A 17917-nucleotide genomic window follows, 5' to 3' on the forward strand; every position below is an offset into this window, starting at 1 on the left:
AATAGGCCTAAGCTTGAGGTTTTTTAAAGACAAATGCATTGAGCCCAGTTTGGGTTTGTTCATCTTTTAAGTTGTTTAACATATGCTCACTGGCATAGTCGTAGGCTTGCTCCAAGGGCATATCTAACTGAGGATAAAACATTGCTTTGCCTGTTCGCACAGCAGCTTTCGCTTTTTGGCTTAACTTACGGGCCATGGCCCTTGCTGCGTATTCTAGCTCATCATCCGTAACAACCTGGTTAACTAATCCTAAGCTTACTGCTTTATCGGCAGTAATGAAATCTCCAGTTAAGAGCATTTCCATCGCGTGCTTTGGATGAATGTTGCGGCTAAGAGCGACAGCAGGAGTAGAGCAAAAGAGACCCAAGTTAATGCCAGATACTGCAAAACGAGCATTATTAGATGCAATGGCTAGATCACAACTAGCGACTAACTGACAACCTGCAGCTGTGGCAACGCCTTGCACTTGCGCAATTACTGGAATTGGGCATCGCACTATTGATTGCATCAACTGGCTACACTGTTTAAATAGTTCTTGGTAGAAGTTTTGTGTGGCATGGTTTTGCATTTCTTTAAGGTCATGCCCGGCACTAAAAGCTTTGCCTTTAGCTTTAATGATAATGCAGGTAAGAGTGTCGTTTTCATTTGCCAGAAAAATCGCCTCTTGCAGCTCCGCCATCATTTTTTGAGATAATGCATTAAAGCTGGCTGGGCGGTTAAGTGTAATCTCTAACCATTGATCGTGGTATTCTAAACTTACATAAGCTTGTTGATCTTTAAGCATAAGGCTTCTTCCTATGGTTCATCGCCTGCTATTATGGGTTAAGTTGACGGTCCACCCACAAGGCTAGTTTGTGTTGCATGCTAGGTTGTGACACCTGGTTTTCTGGCAATGGTTGAATAAGCTTATCGTGTACAAGTAGCCTATAGATATATTCTATTTTATTTGCTGCAGAGTCTGTAGCTTCAAATTGTGCAACACCACGTGTTTTGGCATAAGCGGCACCTAAGGTGATGGCTTTTTTGACAAGCTCTTTTTCATTTTTGAGTTTTTTCATCGTCCATTTATCTCTAAGAGGTTCAAATCCGAACTTTATTTATTTACTGCGTCATTCAACCACTGCATAAACTGCTGCTGTGGTAGAGCTCCACTTAATTGGTCTATGACTTTGCCATTTTTAAAGACCATTAAAGTAGGTATGCTGCGTATATTAAATTGCCCCCCAAGCGCTTGCTCTGCTTGAGTGTCTACTTTTACAAAAATAAGTTCTTTTGATTGTGTTTGAGCCGCTTGTTCAAATACGGGTGCAAAGCCAACACATGGGCCACACCAAGGCGCCCAAAAATCTACCACTACTGGTTTTTCACCTTGAATTAGTGCATTAAAATTAGTTTGAGTGCCAACAACTGGTTTGCCAGAAAATAATGTTTTTTTACAGGCTCCACAAGTAGGGTCATCTTTCACTCTTTGTGTAGGTAGACGGTTGTTTTTTTGGCAATGGGGGCATCGGCTAGTGATAGTAGTCATGGGTTACTCTTGGTTATTCGTACGTACAGTGATAAGCCGTTTGACGCACAACCTTTACTTCAAAGCTGCTGTTAGCTTCTACCTCAAATTGGTCTCCATTGGTGAAAGTGTTAAAGCTTTGTGTGCCTGGTAGCTTCACCTCAAGTTCACCGTCTATTACGGTCATTACTTCATATTGGCTAGTACCAAATGTAAATTCGCCTATGTCCATCACACCTACGGTAGTGGCGTTGGTTTTACCTTGAAAGGCGATGGATTTAACATGATCGTCGAAGTACGAATTGATCGAAAGCATAGCATGAGTCTCTTTTGTATTATTTGAGCGTATATCTTGCCCTATTTAATGTTTGAATCATAGCTCAAAAAAACACTATACATGGTGATTATTAAAGCCTTTTAGAACATTAACTGTATTGGTGCCAATCTCTTCTACAGCATACCCTCCTTCCATTATAAATAGGGTGGATAACCCCATAGTCGCAATGGTTTCACCCATGTTAGTAAAATCATCACTTTTGAGTTTAAAAAAGCTAATAGGATCGTTTTCGAAGGTATCTACGCCTAATGAGACAACCAGAGCATCTGCACCATATTCAAGGATTTTTTCCATCGCACGACAAAGAGCTAAGCGCCATATCGAGTAGGATGTGCCTCGTGGCAGAGGAATGTTAAGGTTAAAGCCTTCGCCTTTACCTTGCCCTGTTTCATCAGCAAAGCCTAAAAAATAAGGAAAAGCTACCATAGGGTCACCATGGATCGAGCAAAATAATACGTCATCGCGTTGATAAAAAATTTCTTGTGTGCCATTTCCATGATGAAAATCAACATCTAAAATTGCTACCTTTTTTGCACCATCAAAGCGCAATTTTTGTGCTGCTATAGCCGCATTGTTGATAAAGCAGTAACCACCATATTGATCGTGCGAAGCATGGTGTCCAGGAGGGCGGCAAAGAGCAAAAGCGCTTTTTTCGCCTTGATTCAATATTTCTGCTGCAGATAAAGCTACATTTGCTGACGCCCATGCGGCCTCTGCGGTACCTTCACTAATGCTAGTCTCTCCCGCTAAGCTGTAATAGCCTAGTTGGCCTTCAATATGTCTAGGAATTCGTTGACTTGTCATGGAGCGAGAGGGCCAAATATTAGGAATCGCCTCACCCTGATTACCTGCATATATCCAGCGTTGCCATACAGTGTCTAAAAAAGTTAAATAGTTGGTGTCATGTACGCTTTCTATCCAATTTCTTGGCCACTGTGACGGCGCAATAATTTCACCAAGTTGAGCATCCTTTATAGCTGACAGGATGTAATCTGCACGTTGTGGGCATTCGTAAGGTGTGACTAGTTGCCCACCTGTAAGTTCAGTTTTAGCATTGCGCAAAATATGTTCAGATGAATAAACTGTTTTCATAAAAAACTCCAGTACCGCACGTTTAGATTAGCTTAATTTAGATGCAGGTGTAGGTGAAAGGGTCCGTTGGATTAATAGAGCAATAAAACCTAGTATTAAGCCCCAAAATGCGCTGCCTATACCCCATATAACCACACCTGATGCAGTAGCAATTAAAGTGATAAGCGCTGGAATACGCTCAGCTTCTAGAGCTAGTGCTGTGTTAAGGCTGCTACTTATAGTGCCAAGCAATGCTAAGCCCGCAATAGTCACTACCACTGCCTGCGGCATACTGTTAAATAATCCAGTTAAACTTCCAGCTAATACGCCAGTAGCTATAATGAATAGTCCAGCCCAAATCGCAGATCGATATCTTTGTGTAGGATCAGTATCTACGTCTTTGCCCATACATATGGCTGCCATGATGGCCGATAAGTTAAAAGCAAAACCACCAAAAGGGGCCAGAACAAATCCAGTAATACCAGTCCATGTGATTAAAGGCGCTGCAGGTGCGTCATAGTCGTGGCTTCGAAGCACTACTATGCCAGGTACGTTTTGTGAAGCCATGGTGACAATAAATAGTGGAATTGTTACACCTATAGTTGCTGACCAAGACCATTGTGGAGTGGTCCAAATGGGGCTTGAGACATGTAAGCTAACGTCTTGCCAGATGATTAAATCTTGAGTTGCTGCTACTAAAAAACCCAGTAATAAGGTGAACATCACAGCAGTTTTTGGCCAAATAACACGGCTTACAAAAAATGCCACCATCATCAATAAAACTAAGGTTAATTGTGTTTGTAATGACAAAATCATATGTATAGCAAAGGGCATTAAAATCCCAGCCAACATTGCGGCGGCTATAGATTTGGGCAGGTAGGACATAATGCGATCAAACCACCCAGTAATACCCACTAGGATGATTAATGCTGAACATGCTACAAATGCGCCAATGGCCTCAGCAAAAGGCACCCCTGCTAAACTTGTCACTAAAATGGCTGCGCCAGGCGTAGACCATGCTGTAAGAATTGGTTGTTTATAAAACCACGATAAGCCTAGAGTAGACAAACCCATGCCGACACCTAAGGCCCAAAACCAACTGGTTACCATGGCATCATTGGCACCTGCACTATTTGCAGCTTGAAATATGATGGCCGCAGAGCTGGTGTACCCTACTAAAGGGGCAATAAAACCTGCACTGATATGGGCAGGTTTAAACCAATGATTAATGCCCATGGTTTAAGCTAGTTTTAACTCGTAATGGCGTTTTTCAAATTCTATAGTGTCACCAGCCACCATTTTACGGCTTTTGCGTGTTTCAATATCACCGTTAACTTTTACTAATCCTTCACCAATTCTTTTTTTAGCTTCGCCGCCACTGCCAACAATAGATTCAAATTTTAAGATTTTAAATAATTCAACAGGTTCAAAATTGATCGTAATAATGTGCATAAAATAGTCTTCTTTTAAAGGGTTTGGTACCAGATAGCACCCATATCATCGGTGCTGGTTTGGAGTTTGTTTTTACTTACTAAATAGTTCAGATGAGCTTGAGTTTCACCTACAGCCAAAGTCAGTACATCATCAGTTATAGGGCGGCGGAACAAATGGCTGAATAGATCCACATTGCGCTGTGGTTGTGCACATGCTGATACTATTTTAACAAGAGATTTCTCATGACCATCTATGAGCCTTTGTAAGCGTTGATGGGCACCAAAAAACACCTGTCCGTGTGACGGTAATACTAGCACATCAGCAGGAACCTTTTGTTGTAACATTGCACATGAATCAAGCCAATCTTTTAACGGGTTAGAGTGAGGTTCCGTAGGCCACACACTCACATTGGAAGAGATAGAGGGTAATAGTTGGTCGCCAGCTATGAATACATTCAGTGCGGGGCACATAAGGCACAAGTGTTCTGGGGCATGCCCACGACCAACAATGATGTGCCATTGTTGTCCAGCCATTACGACTGTTTCATTATCTTGCAGGCGTATAAAGCTATCAGGCATAGGATATATACTTTTGCCATAACCACCAAATTTAGCTTTATAAACGGCCAGCTGTTCATCACTGACACCTGCGCGTTGGTAAAAATTAATGGCTGCTTTAGGAGCTGGTTTTCCCGTGTCAGACATCAATACTCGACAAGCCATATAGTCTGTGCGGGACATCTGTAATTCTAAATCCCAAATTTCACACAACCAGCCAGCCAAGCCAACATGATCAGGGTGTAAATGAGTGACGATGAGCTGATTAACGGGTTTGTTTTTAAGATGACTATCAAATACTTGCTGCCACAGATCCTTGGTGGCTAAGGTATTGATGCCAGTATCTACGATAGTCCAACCGTCATTGTCTTCCAATAGCCATAAGTTTATGTGGTTAAGGGAAAATGGTAAGGGCATGCGCAGCCAGTATACTCCGTCGGCAACTTCCATTGGTTGACCCATGGCGGGTGCCTCACCTATAGGAAACTGTAGTGCGTTAGTTGCAGTCATGGAGTCTTGCCTGAGTTAATGGGCCTGATGTCTGAACATTATACGGAGCTATAGCAAGATTATACAAAGTTTTTTGAAAGCGATTGGTGCTGATTAAATATAGCCAGAAGGATATACTTGAGCATTGAATCACTACCTAATGGCTATTATGACCAACGAAGCTCATCCATTTTCAATATTGACACCTAGTTACATCATGGATGCGGTTGAAAGCCAAGGCTATGTGTGCGATGGACGAATTTCTGCGCTTAATAGTTATGAAAATCGTGTTTACCAAGTTGGTCTTGAAGATCAAGCAGTTCCTGTTATAGCAAAGTTTTATCGGCCCAAGAGATGGTCTAGCGCACAAATTTTAGAAGAGCATAGTTTTAGTATTGCCCTGGCAGATTATGAACTGCCTGTAGTGCCTCCATTAATTAATGCGCAGGGTTTAAGTTTGTTGCACTATGAGGATTTTCAATTTGCTTTGTTTGAAAGAAAGGGAGGACATGGCCCAGAACTTGATGATCTTGATAACCTTTATACAATGGGCAGATTGTTAGGGCGTATTCATGCTCTTGGAGCGGTAGAACCCTATCAACATAGACCATCTATAAACCCTCAAACCTTTGGTCATAATAGTGTGGCCTTTGTGAGTGAATACTTTATTCCTCCATCTTTAAAAGCGGCATACGACAGCTTAACAACTGATTTACTGGCTCTCATTGACCAAGCTTTTGCACATACTGATGGTGTGAACTACATTCGTGTGCATGGCGATTGCCACGGCGGTAACTTGTTGTGGCGCAACGATGCTCCAAATATTGTCGACTTTGATGATTCACGTATGGCGCCGGCTATTCAAGATATATGGATGTTACTTTCAGGCGATCGCGATCGACAAAGAGTGCAATTGTCTGAGATTGTGGAGGGTTATAATGAATTCTACGACTTTAAACCCAAAGAGCTGGCATTGATTGAGCCGCTGCGTACTTTACGAATGATGTATTACGCGGCATGGTTGGCAAGGCGCTGGGAGGACCCAGCCTTTCCCCATAGCTTCCCTTGGTTTAATACAGAGCGCTATTGGGGGGAACATATTTTAGAACTAAGAGAGCAGCTATCGGCCCTGAATGAGCCCATGATGGAGCTTATCTAGCTAGCCTCCAGTTATTGTGCCAGATGAATCCAATCCGCAATTACCTGGCCCCCTGCAAGTACATGGGGGTCGTTTTGTGCGTCTTCATAATCAAACTCATGATCTTGTACGTCTGTCACAGGTTCTAAATTGTGGCTTAAGCGCAATTTATTGATATGTCCTAAATACCAATCTTGTTGTTCTTGCCAGTACTTTTGGCGCTCAACAGAGTTGAGGCTAATCTGGTCTGGCCTGTTTTTTTCATGTTCTGCTACAGCTAAGATATACTGCCAATCGTTACTTTCTTTATTGCGTTTGTCTTGTTGGGCTTGTAGATATGGGGTAATTACGTCCAGTGCAAAATAAGTTTTGTGACTAACTGACTTAACTTGATCCCATTGCAGTGCATGGTCTTGGGTGCTTTCACCCACTTTTTCTGGGTTATCTAAACTAGGTAGAATAACATCAGGAACTACCCCTTTGTGCTGTGTACTCGCTCCTGACACGCGGTAAAATTTGGCTTGAGTGAATTTTATTTTCCCGCTTGAAAGATCAGAAAATGTTTGAACAGTGCCTTTACCATAGGTTTGAGTGCCTACTACTAAAGCGCGTTTGTAATCTTGCATAGCCGCTGCAAAAATTTCTGATGCTGAAGCGCTGTAACGGTTAACTAATACCACAACTGGGCCAGTGTAGGCTAAAAAAGGATTACGATCTATTTGCTTTTCTATGGTTCCATCAGCATAACGAACTTGTACTGTGGTTCCTGTTTCAATGAACAATCCCGTTAATTGATTGGCTTCTCGTAAAGAACCACCACCATTGTTACGCAAGTCAATAATAATGCCGTTTACTGCTTCTTCTTTAAGCTCTTCGACAAGGTTATAGACGTCACGAGTGGTGCTACGGTAATTGGGATCGCCACTTTGTGCAGCAGCAAAATCCATATAAAAGGTTGGTAAGGTGATGACACCAAACTTAAGAGCGCCTTGGTCAGTTTCTAATTCAATGATTGATTTTTTAGCAGCTTGATCTTCTAGTGCTACTTTATTACGGCGTATTTGAATCGTCTTTTTTGGCTGCTGCAAGTCAGCACCTGGAATGATTTGTAACGTAACTAAGGAGTCTTTAGGGCCTCTAATTTGACCCACCACGTCATCCAAGCGCCATCCCAATATATCTTGAATTTCTTCACCTTCTTGAGCGACACCAACGATATAGTCAGACGCCTTAAGCTGTCCAGCTTTATCTGCTGGGCCACCTACGACGATGCGCACGACTTTTGTATAATCATCTTCACTTTGTAATACAGCACCAATGCCCTCTAAAGATAAACTCATGTCAATGTTGAAATCTTCAAGCCCACGCGGCGAGAGATAGCTTGTATGGGGATCAATAACGGTAGTAATGCTATTAATAACACTTTGGTAAGCGTCTTTAAGTTCTACTTGTGAGACTCGTTTACGTAGGTTGGTATAACGTTTTGTGAGGCGTTTTTTGATATCTTCAGGCGTTTCCTCGTTTAGCTGGCCGTTAATAAATTCATTTTTTAACTGCCGACGCCAAAGGTCTTTGATAGACGATAGGTCGTCTAGCCTAGGCTCATCATATGGTGATGTTCGAATGCCTTCTACAAGGTCAAAATTAAACATGGCTTCATCTTGGGCCAGTGTAGCTAAGCTATAATCGATAAATGCTAGGCGTCTTTTTTGTAATAAGCTATATAGCTGTCCCATTGCATCTAAATTGCCTTTTGCTAACAAGTCATCAAGCTCAGTACTGAGGTAGCTAAAAGGTACCAGGTCTGCGGCACTAAGGTAGCTATGCTGAGGGTCTAAAGCTTTTAAATAATTGGCGTATACATCACTAGAAAATTGGTCATTAAGGGTTCTATTTTGATAGTGTTCTTTACCTAACAATTGTAAAATTTCTTGCGTTAATAATCCGTATTCTTTTGTAAACTCAATGCTGCCATTCACTACTTGTGTGTTTGCAGTCGCATATGGCAAAACCATAAGGCTCGTAGCAAGCAGTGCAGTAGATAAAGTGCGGCGTAAATACTTACCCAAAAAAACATTAAGTGGAGAGATTTTATTAGTATTAAATTTCATGTGTATCATTCTAGTCTTTTAATAGGCAGTGGAATGTAGGTCAAAAAATACTTGCAAGCTATCTTAGCTTGATTTAAGTTGATTTTTCAAACCTCTTGAGGGAATCTAGCGTAAATTAAGCAATGCTTTACGCAATCGTTACGGTTGCACGCAGAATGTGTCAAAATTCAATCTTTGCAACAATGGAATCAATGCCAATGTCACAACAAGCTTACCTTAATGGGTTAATGGGTTTCATTACTCATTCACCTACTCCATTTCATGCAGTAGCTTCAATAATAAGCAAGCTAAGTGCAGCGGGCTACAATGCTCTTGATATGGCAAGCCATTGGGATTTGGTGCCAGGTGGTTGTTATTACATCACTAAGAACGACTCAACCATAATCGCTTTCCAGTTGCCCAAGCAAGGTGCATTGCAAAGAATGCATATGATAGGTGCTCATACGGATAGTCCGTGTTTAAAGGTCAAGCCTAATCCTGAACGACAATCTAAAGGCTATCATCAACTAGGTGTGGAGGTTTACGGTGGAGCATTATTGCATCCTTGGTTTGACCGTGACCTATCTTTGGCCGGCAGGGTAGTTAGTCGTGATGTAAGTGGTCAGTTAGTAAGCCATCTAATAGACTTTAAGCGCCCTGTGGCTTGTATTCCAAGCTTAGCTATACATTTAGACCGAGAAGCTAATAAGGGCCATAGTGTTAATCCACAAACAGATTTGCCAGTGCTTTTGGGTCAAGCGCTAGGTGATGATTTTAATTTACGCGCTACACTTGCAAAGGAGCTAAGAAAAGATGGTATTGAAGTTGATGAGGTCATTGATTACGAACTAAGTTTCTATGACGTACAAGCACCTGCTTTAGTAGGGTTAAAGCAGGAGTTTTTAGCAGCTGCCAGGCTGGATAATCTATTAAGTTGTTACATGGGTTTAACTGCTATGCTTGCTGCTAATACAGATCAGGGCATGTTGTTAATTTGTAATGACCATGAAGAAGTGGGTAGCCAATCAGCAGAGGGCGCTCAGGGTGCTTTCTTAATGTCAGTGTTACAAAGAATCTATCCCAGGCCAGAATTGCTGCATCAGGTGTTAGATGCATCAACCTTTATATCTGCCGATAATGCACATGGGGTCCACCCCAATTTTCCCAGCAAGCACGATGACCAACACGGCCCAAAACTTAATCAAGGTCCTGTAATTAAGGTTAACGCAAATCAGCGTTACGCCACTAATGCGATTACCAGTGCCATGGTGAAAGAGTTAGCTGCACAGGTAGACGTACCAATTCAAACTTTTGTTGTACGCAGTGATATGGGTTGTGGTAGTACTATTGGGCCAATTACAGCAGCTCAATTGGGTGTGCGAACGCTAGATTTAGGAGTGCCCACATTTGCAATGCACTCCATTCGTGAGCTAGCAGGTAGTGCAGACCCTCATATTACTCACAAATTGTTACAGCAGTTTTTTGAGACGAACATGACCTTTTAGTGATGAGATGTTAGAGCCAATCTAAATGCCTATTTTATTGGTGCTTGATCAAAAAAGCGCGGCTATTACCTATTTCTGCTGCTTGTGCTAGTCCGCTTAGCTGCTTGTCTTCAAGCGTTCCAAACCAGCTAATAACAGCATGACACGTGCCACTTTTTAGAGCTTGGCGGGCTAAACTTAAAGTGTCATGTTGGGCATCTGGCTTTAATAAGATAATTTTATTTAGGTCAAAACCTGCAGCTATTAATTGAGCTTTAGGTAATAACTGAGGTGGTGCAACCCAAGCTAACCAGCGTTGGTCATGGCTAAGCTGAGCCATTAAAGGTAGTAATGTTTGTACATTATTCCAAGCTTCACCACGCATGATGATTTCAGTAATACTACTAAGATCTTGCGTTTGTTCGCTTTCTTCTTGAGCCCACAAATCAAGTTGATGTTCTGCCAAAATACCTTCAATGTTTGTGTTGAGCTGGTGCTGTTGTTGAAACATTTTAGTGCTCCTGAGTTAGGTTTAGTTACCGCGGCGAATCACACCTACACTCAGGCCTTCAATGCTTAAGTGTTCTTGCGTTAAGTCTACTTCGATAGGAGAAAAATCTGGATTTTCTGCTATCAGCTGTACATTATTGCCATTGCGTTGGAAACGTTTCACAGTCACTTCGTCATTAAGGCGTGCCACTACCACTTGACCATTTCTGGCTTGGTCTGTTTTGTGTACCGCTAATAAATCACCATCATAAATGCCAATATCTTTCATCGACATACCGCTTACTTTAAGTAGGTAATCTGCTTTAGGATAAAATAAGTTTTCAGGAATAGCGCAATAATCACTAATATGCTCTTGTGCAAGTAAAGGGCTACCTGCTGCAACCATACCTATGATAGGTAGACCTAAATCAACCTCATGCATATCGGGGATGCGTATACCGCGAGAAGCACCTGGAATGATTTCTATAGCGCCTTTACGGGCCAGTGCTTTGATGTGTTCTTCTGCAGCATTGGGCGACTTAAAGCCAAGTTCTTTGGCAATTTCCGCACGTGTTGGCGGATAGCCTGTGTCGATGATGTAGTTACGGATACAGTCGAGCACTTGGTCTTGTCGTGGGGTCAACTTGATCATATTACGTCCTTCTAACACTTGGGTTAATGTGCTGGTTGTTTGTACAGTTACTGTATATAATACCAGTAATATTGCTTCTGGCAAGGTTTATTTTTTTTGACCTATTTTGTATCTGATTTTGTGGCTGAAATGGTGTACTCTGATGACCGATTATTTGATGCTAACTGAGAACTTGCAACGTGTCTGATTCAGCAAATGTAAAACAAGATATTCAACAACTTTATCGTCAGTTGGTTAAGCAGCTGGAGCTAAAGCCTCGTTGGGGTCAAAAGCAAATGATCGCAACAGTTGCTAACCATTTTTTGTCAATCAAAGCAGATGTTGAGGGTAATCGTAGTGATGATAACCCAGTATGTTTGGTAGAGGCAGGCACAGGTACGGGAAAAACATTGGCATATATGGTGGCTTGTTTACCTATAGCCAAAGCACTGGATAAAAAATTAGTTATTTCTACGGCTACTATCGCCTTGCAAGAGCAGATTATACAAAAAGACCTGCCAGCGCTTAAAAAGCATGGAGGTTATGATTTTGATTTTCGTCTTGCTAAAGGTCGCCGCCGTTATCTGTGTGTATCCAGGCTGGACCAGGCATTATCTCAAAATGCCTCCATCGACCCTACCCAAGCCCTCTTTGAAGATGAGCTAGCACTCAAGCTTGATGTGCATCAGCAGGCGCTTTATAAAGACATGGTGGTGCAATTAGGTGGAAATCAGTGGGATGGTGATAGGGATGCTTGGAAAGAGCCTTTGTCTGAAGATCATTGGCGGCCGATTACTACGGATCATAAGGGCTGTACTAATCGTCGTTGTAGCCATTTTAGTCAATGCCCATTCTTCAAGGCTAGAGATGGCCTAGAACAAGCCGATTGCATTGTGACTAATCATGACTTAGTGCTTGCCGATTTAGCTTTGGGCGGAGGTGCTATTTTACCAGCACCACAGGATACGATTTATATCTTTGATGAAGGCCATCATTTGGCTGATAAAACCCTAAAACAGTTCACTCACCAGCAAGGCATTCGTCAACTAAGTCGTTGGTATGGGCAAACAAGATCCGGTTTAAAGAAATTTTTAAAGGAATGGCAAGGCGCAGGTAAGGGTGCACAGTTATGTGTACAGATTCAAGATCATGTGCAAGGGCTTGAAACCCAACTTGTTACGTTAGAACAGTTTTTGGATCAATCCGCTTTTAGGCCTGAAGATGGTTACCAAAAACAAGAAACTTATCGCTTTTCTCAAGGTGTGGTACCTGCTGAATTAGTTCAAATTACTCATGATATGGCTGTTAGTAGTGCACGTTTGGCTAGAGACTTAGGCGCCTTGCATAGTTTGATGGATGATGTGGTCAAAGGCGATCAAAATGGTCTACCAAAAGATCAGGCTGAAAATTATCTGGCCGCTTTTGGTGTATTGCAGCAAAACTCAGAACAACAATTAAGCCTTTTTCAAGCCTATGCTAAAGTAGATAAAGAGGGAGAGGTGCCGATGGCTAGGTGGTTGCATCATTGGCAAACGCCAGAGAGAGTCGACTTAGAAATGTCAGCAAGCCCAATAATGGCGGCCGACCTTTTGCAAGAAAATTTATGGACTCGTTGTTATGGTGCCTTACTCACTTCTGCAACATTAACAGCACTAGGGCGATTTGATAGGTTAATTACTCATGCAGGTTTAAACCCGCGTAGTGCTATGTTGGCTGTAGCGAGTCCTTTTGATTTTGCCAAATCTCATATATGTGTCCCTAAAGAAGCCATAGAACCAGGCCCAGAAGCGGTATTTGTCGATGACCTTATTGTGGGTCTTAAAGCGCAACTTAATCAAGATGAAGCCAGCCTGGTATTATTCACTTCCAAACGTGTGATGCAATTGGTATTTGAAGGCATGGGGGACCTATGGCAAGACTTGATCTTGCAACAAGGAGAGTCCTCTAAGCAACGGTTGTTGGATCAACATAAACAACGTATCGATGAAGGTGACGGCAGTGTATTGTTTGGTCTAGCAAGTTTTGCAGAAGGTATTGATTTGCCGGGTAACTATTTAACGCATGTGGTGATTACTCGGTTGCCCTTTACTGTGCCAGATCGCCCAGTGCCATCAGCTTTAGCCGAATGGATAGAAAAATCTGGTGGTAATAGCTTTGCCGAGCTGTCAGTACCTGAAGCAAGTGTTAGATTGGTGCAGGCCACGGGGCGTTTATTGCGTAAAGAGGATGATCAAGGCCGTATTACTATTTTGGATAAACGTATCGTTAGCAAGCGGTATGGTCAGCAGCTATTACAATCTTTACCACCCTATGAACGAAGATTTGGTTGATGATGGATACGCACAACAAAAGCTGTTTTGTGTAATGCCATTAAACGCTCTATACTGCTTCGTTGTAATTTATCTTACTGAGGCATAAATACGTCTCAATGGAACATAATTTTGAAATCAAATGATTCAAATATCACTGACCAAGCCTGGTCATTAGACGAATTCGTCGTTGCACAAGAAGAAGGCAAAACTAGGTTTCATGATTTGGATTTACCTGATCAGGTGATGCAAGGGATTGCTGCTTTGGGATATGAGTATTGCAGCCCTATACAAGCTCTAACGCTGCCAGAATCTTTGGCCGGAAAAGACATCACTGGTAAAGCACAAACTGGCTCTGGTAAAACAGCGGCATTTTTGCTGAGCATTATCACTGACTTTTTAGATTTCCCTATCAGCGGTCCGCGTCGATTAGGCACCCCAAGAGCCCTAATTGTAGCGCCTACGCGTGAGCTAGTTATGCAAATTGCCAGTGATGCCGAAGATCTTACCCGCTTTTGTGACGTTAACGTACAGCAGCTTGTGGGCGGTATGGATTTTGAAGGCCAGCAAAAGCAATTAAAAAAGCAGCATGTAGATATTATGGTGGCCACCCCTGGCAGACTATTAGATTTTTGTCGCAGAGGGCACGTCAATCTACGAGAGGTTGAAGTAGTAGTGTTGGATGAAGCTGACCGTATGCTAAGTATGGGATTTATTCCCGATGTACGCGCTATCATTCGTCAAACACCTAAAAAAGAAGACCGTCAAACTTTATTGTTTAGCGCTACTTTTAGTGAGCAGATATTGCGTTTGGCAGAGCAGTGGACATTTGAGCCAGTGCATGTGGAAATAGAGTCTGATGAGCTTGCTTCTGCCAGCGTAGATCAACGATTTTATTCAGTAGCCCGAGCAGATAAATATAAAGTATTGCTCAATTGTTTAAAAACAATGGGTGTAGAGCGAGCCATTGTGTTTGCTAACCGACGTCATATCACTCGAGATTTAGCAGAAAAGTTACAAAAAGATGGCATTAAAAGTGCACTTTTGTCAGGCGAAGTGGCGCAAGCAAAGCGGGTGAAAACCTTGGAACGCTTCCGCAGTGGCGAAACGCCTATATTAGTTGCTACTGATGTTGCTGGTCGAGGCATCCATGTAGATGGCGTAAGTCATGTGTTTAACTATGATTTACCAGAAGAGCTTGAAGATTACGTGCATCGTATCGGGCGCACAGGGCGAGCAGGCGCTTCAGGTATATCCATCAGCTTTGCTTCTGAAGATGATGCGTTTATTATGCCTGATCTAGAGGTGATGCTGGGTAAGCGTTTAGACTGCGAACCCACGCCTAGCGAACTACTAGTGTAATAGGATTTTCATGAACCTTAAACATAGAGTAGCAGTGATTGGTGGTGGTAGTTTTGGCACCGTATTAGCTAACATCGTTGCACATAATGGTTTTCCTGTGCGTTTATGGCTGCGGGATGAAGCATTAGCTCAACAAATGCGCTTAACAAGGGTTAATTCACGTTATGTGCCGGGACTAGAGCTTCATGGAGATCTGGAAGTTGTCACTGATTTGAGTTTATGTATTAGTGATGCAGACACCGTTATTTTTTCCATACCCAGTAAAGCTTTTAGGGGTTTGTTGGAGCAATCTAAAACCTATATCAATCCAAAACAATATCTTGTTACTACGGCCAAAGGCATAGAGTCAGACAGTTTTTTATTGATGAGCCAGGTGCTTGAAAGTTGTTTTCCTGATAATTGTGTAGGTGTAATTAGTGGGCCTAATTTGGCGAAAGAAGTAGCGGCTAAACAATTAACTGGCACTGTTATTGCCAGTGATAGTGAAGGGTTACGAGAGCAAGTACAAGCGATCCTGCAATGTAGTTTTTTTCGTGTATACGCTAGCAATGATCGCTATGGCACAGAACTTGGTGGTGCACTTAAAAACATCTACGCTATTGCTGCAGGCCTAAGCGCAGCACTGGGTTTGGGCGAAAATACACGCAGTATGTTATTAACTCGCAGCTTAGCTGAAATGAGCCGTTTAGCGGTGCATATGGGAGCTAACCCTATGACTTTCCTAGGCTTATCTGGAGTAGGTGATCTCATTGTTACTTGCATGTCTCCACTGAGTAGAAACTATCGCGTAGGCTATGCGTTGGGCCAGGGTAAAGACCTAGAAGCAGCTGTGGCTGAATTAGGTGAAGTAGCTGAGGGTGTAAATACCCTTGCTATAGTAAAGAAAAAAGCGGATCAACTACAGGTGAATATGCCCTTAGTAGATGGTCTTTATGCATTGGTTTATGAAGGTGCAGATGTTTCAAGTGTGGCTCAAGCCCTCATGTCTCGGGATCAAAACTCAGATGTTGAATTTGTGCTAAAACGCAGCTAAGCCCTTGAAATGCTCGTGCATGCCCCTATCTTAATTAAAGTACGTTTAAGCTGCCTATGACCTTTTAGGTTAGCGCATATAATTTAATGGAGTAAACGCTATGCAAGCTTTTAAAAACAACCTGACCTCAGAAGAGTTTTGGCTGCGTCTAGTCTTCATGCTATTGCATTTAGTGTTGTTAGAAGTTGCAGCGTCAGTTTTAGTGTTATTAATTGTCGTTCAGTTTTTGTATCGTTTGTTTAATGAATCTAGCCATATAGCAATACTGAAATTTAGTAATAGCTTAGGGCGCTTTATTCATCATAGCTATCGATTTTTGTCTTATCAAACGCAAAGTAAGCCGTTTCCATTTAATGATTGGCCAGAAGCTGAAGGTATGCCTCACAAAGAGGATCACTCACAAGCTCCAAATGAGTAAGATGGTTGCTTATTGGTCTGGGTGACACACGTTTAAATTTAGTCTAGCGCCTCAAAGACTCAGACTTCAGTGACCCTTTTGGCACAGCGCTTTAAGTGAGCACTTATATTTCACCCATGAAGAGAAAATAATATGACAATAGCTTCTCGTATAACCGTTAACGTTCGTGTGCTAATGAGTTGTATTTTTGTTTGTTTCATATCTCAAGTAGCTCTAGCAGAGGCACCCCTAGCTTTAACAAAGCAAAGCCCATTAATCCTAAAAATACAGCGCAGTGTGCCTTACTACACACTTCCAATAAGCGCCATGCGTAAGGTTAACGGTGAAATTGGTGCTGAATACAACTTATTTTTGTCTGGAAACCTAACAAGTTACACTTGGGAAATGCTTCCTGGGTTGAGCGCCAAAATCGCCCACAACATCGCCTTAGATGAACTCAAAATACAAGATACTCAAGTGATGTATCAGTGTCATGGTCGCACATGTGGGTCTAGTAATCAGTGGGCTAATAAAGTATTTGGTGAATCGCGCTTATATGGTTTAAATACACAGCAATCATATGCAGCGCTTAAAAAAGACGCTTTAGATGGGGTTTATTATTACGCGCTCTACAGTACACAGCGTGGTAATAAAAAAGTGTATTTACATCTTGATGTAATCCAAGAAAAGTAATAGTAAAGGACAATAAACTATGCCTACTGTTGCACTTGTATTAGGTAGTGGTGGTGCTCGAGGTAACGCGCATATTGGCGTGATTCAAGTATTAGAAGAACAAGGCTTTGACATTATCAGCATCTCAGGATGTTCTATGGGAGCTGTGGTGGGCGGCATGTATGCTGCTGGAAAGTTACCTTTATTTACTGAATGGGTTACTGGCTTATCACGTTTTGACGTATTTCGTTTAGTTGACATGTCGTTATTATCCATGGGAGCCATCCGTGGCGAAAAAGCCTATACCATTTTAGAAGAATTTGTAGGTGACCAGCTGATTGAAGATTTACCAATGCCTTACACGGCAGTGGCAACAGACTTGGTAAAACAAAAAGAAGTATGGTTTCAGTCTGGCAAACTAATGGACGCAATACGAGCTAGTGTTGCCGTGCCAGGTTTGATTATGCCCGTGACACAGGATGATCGTTTTTTGGTGGATGGGGGCTTATTAAACCCAGTGCCAATAATGCCCACAGTTGCAGATCAGGCTGATCTAATTATCGCTGTCAATTTGAATATCAATGTAGATGAATCACACGCCATAACCAGACAACAGTTAGTTAGATCGCAGTTTGAAGATACCCCAGAGTTACCTCATCATAAATCCACTAAGAGTGAGCGTAGTCATTTGCAATGGAATAAAATGGAAATGCTTATCCAGTGCTTTGAAACCATGCAAGCAACTATGACGAAGTACAAAATGGCGGGTTTCGAACCAGACGTTGAGGTGCGAATAAATCGGGATGTATGTAGTTTTTTTGAACTCTATCGAGCCAAAGAAATGATAGAAATAGGCAGAACTGCAGCACTTGAAGCGTTGCAGTCTAGCCGTAAGATTTAACGTCTTTTTTTGGTAC

19 protein-coding genes are annotated in these 17917 nt (G+C 42.2%); 8 read left to right on the forward strand and 11 right to left on the reverse strand.

Going from position 1 to position 17917, the window contains the following annotated elements:
• Positions 1-7 precede the first annotated feature (7 nt).
• The 8 genes from ABXT42_RS04515 to ABXT42_RS04550 form a co-directional block, all read right to left on the reverse strand.
• A complete protein-coding gene (locus ABXT42_RS04515; protein ID WP_443629176.1) occupies positions 8-784 on the reverse strand; it encodes an enoyl-CoA hydratase in 777 nt (258 codons plus the stop codon).
• A gap of 31 nt (positions 785-815) precedes the next feature.
• Positions 816-1058: a DUF5062 family protein gene (locus ABXT42_RS04520; protein WP_443629178.1), complete on the reverse strand. Its 243-nt coding sequence runs from the start codon at positions 1056-1058 to the stop codon at positions 816-818.
• A 35-nt stretch (positions 1059-1093) separates the two neighbouring features.
• Positions 1094-1528, reverse strand: a complete 435-nt coding sequence (gene trxC, locus ABXT42_RS04525; RefSeq protein WP_443629179.1) for a thioredoxin TrxC — start codon at positions 1526-1528, stop codon at positions 1094-1096.
• Between the two features lie 13 nt (positions 1529-1541).
• Positions 1542-1823: a pyrimidine/purine nucleoside phosphorylase gene (gene ppnP / locus ABXT42_RS04530; protein WP_443629180.1), complete on the reverse strand. Its 282-nt coding sequence runs from the start codon at positions 1821-1823 to the stop codon at positions 1542-1544.
• Positions 1824-1898: 75 nt separating this feature from the next.
• Positions 1899-2936 (reverse strand): histone deacetylase family protein, encoded by a 1038-nt coding sequence (locus ABXT42_RS04535; RefSeq protein ID WP_443629181.1) that lies wholly within the window; start codon positions 2934-2936, stop codon positions 1899-1901.
• Between the two features lie 27 nt (positions 2937-2963).
• Complete coding sequence (locus tag ABXT42_RS04540) at positions 2964-4151, reverse strand: benzoate/H(+) symporter BenE family transporter (protein WP_443629182.1); 1188 nt, start codon at positions 4149-4151, stop codon at positions 2964-2966.
• A gap of 3 nt (positions 4152-4154) precedes the next feature.
• Positions 4155-4367, reverse strand: a complete 213-nt coding sequence (locus ABXT42_RS04545; RefSeq protein ID WP_443629183.1) for an RNA-binding S4 domain-containing protein — start codon at positions 4365-4367, stop codon at positions 4155-4157.
• Between the two features lie 14 nt (positions 4368-4381).
• Positions 4382-5416, reverse strand: coding sequence for an MBL fold metallo-hydrolase (locus tag ABXT42_RS04550; RefSeq protein ID WP_443629184.1), 1035 nt, complete (start codon positions 5414-5416; stop codon positions 4382-4384).
• 124 nt (positions 5417-5540) lie between these two features.
• Between ABXT42_RS04550 and ABXT42_RS04555 the strand changes: the two genes are divergently transcribed.
• Positions 5541-6554, forward strand: a complete 1014-nt coding sequence (locus tag ABXT42_RS04555) for a serine/threonine protein kinase (protein WP_443629185.1) — start codon at positions 5541-5543, stop codon at positions 6552-6554.
• 11 nt (positions 6555-6565) lie between these two features.
• Here ABXT42_RS04555 and ABXT42_RS04560 read toward each other — a convergent pair whose 3' ends face one another.
• A complete protein-coding gene (locus tag ABXT42_RS04560; RefSeq protein ID WP_443629186.1) occupies positions 6566-8644 on the reverse strand; it encodes a carboxy terminal-processing peptidase in 2079 nt (692 codons plus the stop codon).
• Positions 8645-8841: 197 nt separating this feature from the next.
• Between ABXT42_RS04560 and ABXT42_RS04565 the strand changes: the two genes are divergently transcribed.
• Positions 8842-10128 carry a M18 family aminopeptidase gene (locus tag ABXT42_RS04565; RefSeq protein ID WP_443629187.1) on the forward strand — a complete coding sequence of 429 codons (1287 nt, stop codon included), beginning with the start codon at positions 8842-8844 and terminating at the stop codon, positions 10126-10128.
• 34 nt (positions 10129-10162) lie between these two features.
• Here the strand turns inward: ABXT42_RS04565 and ABXT42_RS04570 are convergent, their stop codons facing one another.
• Together ABXT42_RS04570 and lexA are read right to left on the reverse strand one after the other, a co-directional pair.
• Positions 10163-10618 carry a cell division inhibitor SulA gene (locus ABXT42_RS04570; RefSeq protein WP_443629188.1) on the reverse strand — a complete coding sequence of 152 codons (456 nt, stop codon included), beginning with the start codon at positions 10616-10618 and terminating at the stop codon, positions 10163-10165.
• A 21-nt stretch (positions 10619-10639) separates the two neighbouring features.
• The gene (gene lexA, locus ABXT42_RS04575; protein WP_443629189.1) at positions 10640-11248 is read right to left on the reverse strand and encodes a transcriptional repressor LexA; all 609 of its coding nucleotides are present in this window, start codon (positions 11246-11248) and stop codon (positions 10640-10642) included.
• Positions 11249-11427: 179 nt separating this feature from the next.
• Here lexA and dinG point away from each other — a divergent pair, with 179 nt between their 5' ends.
• The 6 genes from dinG (at position 11428) to ABXT42_RS04605 (ending at position 17901) form a co-directional block, all read left to right on the forward strand.
• A complete protein-coding gene (dinG, locus tag ABXT42_RS04580; protein ID WP_443629190.1) occupies positions 11428-13557 on the forward strand; it encodes an ATP-dependent DNA helicase DinG in 2130 nt (709 codons plus the stop codon).
• 111 nt (positions 13558-13668) lie between these two features.
• On the forward strand, positions 13669-14898 hold the full coding sequence (gene rhlB, locus ABXT42_RS04585) for an ATP-dependent RNA helicase RhlB (RefSeq protein ID WP_443629191.1): 1230 nt from the start codon (positions 13669-13671) through the stop codon (positions 14896-14898).
• Positions 14899-14908: 10 nt separating this feature from the next.
• Positions 14909-15931: an NAD(P)H-dependent glycerol-3-phosphate dehydrogenase gene (locus ABXT42_RS04590; protein WP_443629192.1), complete on the forward strand. Its 1023-nt coding sequence runs from the start codon at positions 14909-14911 to the stop codon at positions 15929-15931.
• A 100-nt stretch (positions 15932-16031) separates the two neighbouring features.
• Entirely contained in the window at positions 16032-16349 is a 318-nt protein-coding gene (locus ABXT42_RS04595; RefSeq protein WP_443629193.1) for a DUF4389 domain-containing protein, read from the forward strand.
• A gap of 132 nt (positions 16350-16481) precedes the next feature.
• Complete coding sequence (locus ABXT42_RS04600; RefSeq protein WP_443629194.1) at positions 16482-17021, forward strand: DUF4892 domain-containing protein; 540 nt, start codon at positions 16482-16484, stop codon at positions 17019-17021.
• A 19-nt stretch (positions 17022-17040) separates the two neighbouring features.
• The gene (locus ABXT42_RS04605) at positions 17041-17901 is read left to right on the forward strand and encodes a patatin-like phospholipase family protein (RefSeq protein WP_443629195.1); all 861 of its coding nucleotides are present in this window, start codon (positions 17041-17043) and stop codon (positions 17899-17901) included.
• The last annotated feature ends 16 nt before the right edge of the window (positions 17902-17917 follow it).

Origin of the sequence: Candidatus Njordibacter sp. Uisw_002 (genome assembly GCF_047730155.1) — a bacterium.
In the GTDB taxonomy this organism is placed as follows: Bacteria; Pseudomonadota; Gammaproteobacteria; order Pseudomonadales; family Balneatricaceae; genus Njordibacter.

Excerpts from the sequence above, each read along its gene's own strand:
- ABXT42_RS04600 (WP_443629194.1), top strand. The coding sequence starts at position 16,482 with ATGACAATAGCTTCTCGTATAACCGTTAACGTTCGTGTGCTAATGAGT.
- ABXT42_RS04595 (WP_443629193.1), top strand. The coding sequence starts at position 16,032 with ATGCAAGCTTTTAAAAACAACCTGACCTCAGAAGAGTTTTGGCTGCGT.
- ABXT42_RS04560 (WP_443629186.1), bottom strand. The coding sequence starts at position 8,644 with ATGAAATTTAATACTAATAAAATCTCTCCACTTAATGTTTTTTTGGGT.
- trxC (WP_443629179.1), bottom strand. The coding sequence starts at position 1,528 with ATGACTACTATCACTAGCCGATGCCCCCATTGCCAAAAAAACAACCGT.
- ABXT42_RS04515 (WP_443629176.1), bottom strand. The coding sequence starts at position 784 with ATGCTTAAAGATCAACAAGCTTATGTAAGTTTAGAATACCACGATCAA.
- lexA (WP_443629189.1), bottom strand. The coding sequence starts at position 11,248 with ATGATCAAGTTGACCCCACGACAAGACCAAGTGCTCGACTGTATCCGT.
- ABXT42_RS04520 (WP_443629178.1), bottom strand. The coding sequence starts at position 1,058 with ATGAAAAAACTCAAAAATGAAAAAGAGCTTGTCAAAAAAGCCATCACC.
- ppnP (WP_443629180.1), bottom strand. The coding sequence starts at position 1,823 with ATGCTTTCGATCAATTCGTACTTCGACGATCATGTTAAATCCATCGCC.
- ABXT42_RS04535 (WP_443629181.1), bottom strand. The coding sequence starts at position 2,936 with ATGAAAACAGTTTATTCATCTGAACATATTTTGCGCAATGCTAAAACT.
- ABXT42_RS04605 (WP_443629195.1), top strand. The coding sequence starts at position 17,041 with ATGCCTACTGTTGCACTTGTATTAGGTAGTGGTGGTGCTCGAGGTAAC.
- ABXT42_RS04550 (WP_443629184.1), bottom strand. The coding sequence starts at position 5,416 with ATGACTGCAACTAACGCACTACAGTTTCCTATAGGTGAGGCACCCGCC.
- ABXT42_RS04545 (WP_443629183.1), bottom strand. The coding sequence starts at position 4,367 with ATGCACATTATTACGATCAATTTTGAACCTGTTGAATTATTTAAAATC.
- ABXT42_RS04565 (WP_443629187.1), top strand. The coding sequence starts at position 8,842 with ATGTCACAACAAGCTTACCTTAATGGGTTAATGGGTTTCATTACTCAT.
- ABXT42_RS04590 (WP_443629192.1), top strand. The coding sequence starts at position 14,909 with ATGAACCTTAAACATAGAGTAGCAGTGATTGGTGGTGGTAGTTTTGGC.
- ABXT42_RS04570 (WP_443629188.1), bottom strand. The coding sequence starts at position 10,618 with ATGTTTCAACAACAGCACCAGCTCAACACAAACATTGAAGGTATTTTG.
- ABXT42_RS04540 (WP_443629182.1), bottom strand. The coding sequence starts at position 4,151 with ATGGGCATTAATCATTGGTTTAAACCTGCCCATATCAGTGCAGGTTTT.